At 44.7% G+C, this 2,642-nt stretch carries 2 protein-coding genes; both read left to right on the top strand.

What is annotated here, in order from left to right; genetic code table 11:
• Positions 1-150: 150 nt before the first annotated feature.
• Positions 151-1,299: an L-threonine dehydrogenase gene (gene yiaY / locus CAG69_RS04105; RefSeq protein WP_005391135.1), complete on the top strand. Its 1,149-nt coding sequence runs from the start codon at positions 151-153 to the stop codon at positions 1,297-1,299.
• A 138-nt stretch (positions 1,300-1,437) separates the two neighbouring features.
• Positions 1,438-2,514: a PQQ-dependent sugar dehydrogenase gene (locus CAG69_RS04110; RefSeq protein ID WP_161442848.1), complete on the top strand. Its 1,077-nt coding sequence runs from the start codon at positions 1,438-1,440 to the stop codon at positions 2,512-2,514.
• The last annotated feature ends 128 nt before the right edge of the window (positions 2,515-2,642 follow it).

Raw genomic sequence — 2,642 nt, forward strand, 5'->3', positions numbered from 1 at the left:
GTGCAACAAGATCACTGTCACAGTTTTTCTCTTGCAAATACCTCTAAATAGGTAAACTTGCTTCAGATCAACTTCAATCTGGAAACGAGTGTGCGACAGTAAATGGCAAATTAAGAAAGATTATTAAAAATAACGACGGAGCTATCCAATATGACAAGTGCATTTTTTATCCCTACGGTAAACCTAATGGGCGCTGGTTGTTTGAAAGACGCAGCAGACAGCATCCAATCTCAAGGCTTTAAAAAAGGTTTGATCGTTACGGATAAGATCCTTAACCAAATCGGTGTAGTCAAACAAGTTCAAGACCTTCTCACTGAACGCGACGTAGCAACCGTTGTGTACGATGGCACTCAACCAAACCCTACTATCACCAACGTTAATGATGGCTTAGCTTTATTAAAAGAAAACGAATGTGACTTCGTTATCTCACTCGGAGGCGGCTCACCGCACGATTGTGCTAAAGGTATCGCTTTAGTGGCGTCAAACGGCGGCAAGATCGGCGATTACGAAGGCGTTGACCAATCCGCAAAACCAATGCTGCCTCTCGTATCAATCAACACAACGGCTGGTACTGCTTCTGAAATGACGCGTTTCTGCATCATCACAGATGAAGAGCGCCACATTAAGATGGCGATTGTGGACAAACACACAACACCATTGATGTCAGTGAATGATCCCGAGTTGATGCTTGCTAAACCTGCGTCTCTTACTGCCGCAACAGGTATGGATGCGCTAACACACGCAATCGAAGCTTACGTATCTATCGCTGCGACACCAATTACCGACGCGGTAGCAATCAAAGCAATTGAACTGATTCAAGCTCACCTTCGCACAGCAGTGAAAAACGGTGAAAACCTTGAAGCTCGAGAGCAAATGGCATACGCACAGTTCATGGCAGGTATGGCATTCAACAACGCATCTCTTGGTTACGTTCACGCAATGGCGCACCAACTAGGCGGCTTCTACGACCTGCCACACGGTGTATGTAACGCGATTCTTCTACCTCACGTACAGCGTTACAATGCGCAAGTATGTCCAGAGCGTTTACGTGACGTTGCTAAAGCAATGGGGGTTGATGTTGAAGGTATGTCAGCAGAGCAAGGTGCTGCGGCGGCCATTGATGCTATCGTTGAGCTTGCTAAAGATGTCGGCATCCCATCAGGCATTAAAGAGCTTGGTGCGAAGCTAGAAGATATCCCAACCTTAGCGGATAACGCGCTAAAAGACGCTTGTGGTTTCACCAACCCGAAACAAGCAACGCACGAAGAGATCTCTAAGATCTTCGAAGAAGCGATGTAGGCTCGCTAAGTAAACAATTCTCTAGTCTTAATTCAATCCCCGATCTCGTATCGGGGATTTTTTATGTTCGCATACCCTGCCAAACGTCCTCTTTTAGTGTTAGTTTTTAAGTATCTTGGATTCATATTGGAAGGAACCATGAGAACGATTGCTGCTGCCCTACTCGCTTGCCTAGCTTTTTCTATTGATGCTGCGGAATATCGTGCCAATGAGGTTGCCAATGGGTTTCAAATCCCATGGGGAATTGAATTTCTCGATAAGCAACAAATGATCGTGAATGAAAAAAACGGCACCGTTTCATTACTTAATATTGCTTCGGGAAAACAACAAACCCTCTTCAAAGTACCGAATTTGAACACCGGTGGGCAAGCTGGTTTATTAGATGTAGCTCTAGTGCCGAATACCGCTCCACAAAATCCACAGTTTTTCTTTACTTACAGCAAACGTATCGATAAAGGAAATACTGTAGCCTTAGCGACCGCACAATTGAAAAACAATCAACTTGTGGATTGGAAAGACGTCTTTGTCGCCGACGCCATCACGGACACCAGCCGTCATTACGGCAGCCGTATTGCGTTTGTCGATGACAAGGTTTACTTCTCAATTGGGGACCGTGGCGAACGTAATAATGGGCAAGACACTCAAACCCATGCAGGCACTATTCTTCGCCTCAACCTTGATGGCTCGGTACCACAAGATAATCCATTCAAGACTTCTGAGGCTCGCCCTGAAATATGGAGTTACGGGCACCGTAACCCACAAGGCATGTTTTACGACAAAGCAACAAAACAGCTTTGGTCGATTGAACATGGCCCTCGTGGTGGTGATGAAATCAACCTGATTAGGAAAGGAGCAAACTACGGCTGGGCAAAGGTCTCTCAGGGTAAAGAGTATTGGGGACCGTTAGACGTTGGAGAAGCGAAAAGCTTACCGAATATGGAAGACCCAAAGTTGGTTTATATTCCGTCTATCGCGCCAAGCAATATGGTGGTGTATCGTGGTGATAAGTACCCAGAGTTGGATGGAAAAATCCTCGCCGGTGCCTTGAAGCTGGTGCACATCAACGTGGTTTCTATTGAGAATGGCAAGCTCACCGAATCAAAAAGATTGATGGAGAATCTTGGCGAGCGAGTCAGAGATATCACCATCAGTCCGGATGGCTATGTCTATTTTTCAACAGATACAGGCAAAATTTTCCGTCTTGAAGAGAAGTAATCAAACACCAACATTATTGAGACTATTTAATTTGTGACGTATCAGTGATTTATTTTCGTACAAGTAACACGTTTGAATCTAAAATTAACAATAACCTTTTGTTTTTAGAAAGATAGCTTGGTTTAAGT

The sequence above is a fragment of the Vibrio sp. V43_P6S15P86 genome (assembly GCF_009904725.1).
Taxonomy (GTDB): Bacteria; Pseudomonadota; Gammaproteobacteria; order Enterobacterales; family Vibrionaceae; genus Vibrio; species Vibrio diabolicus.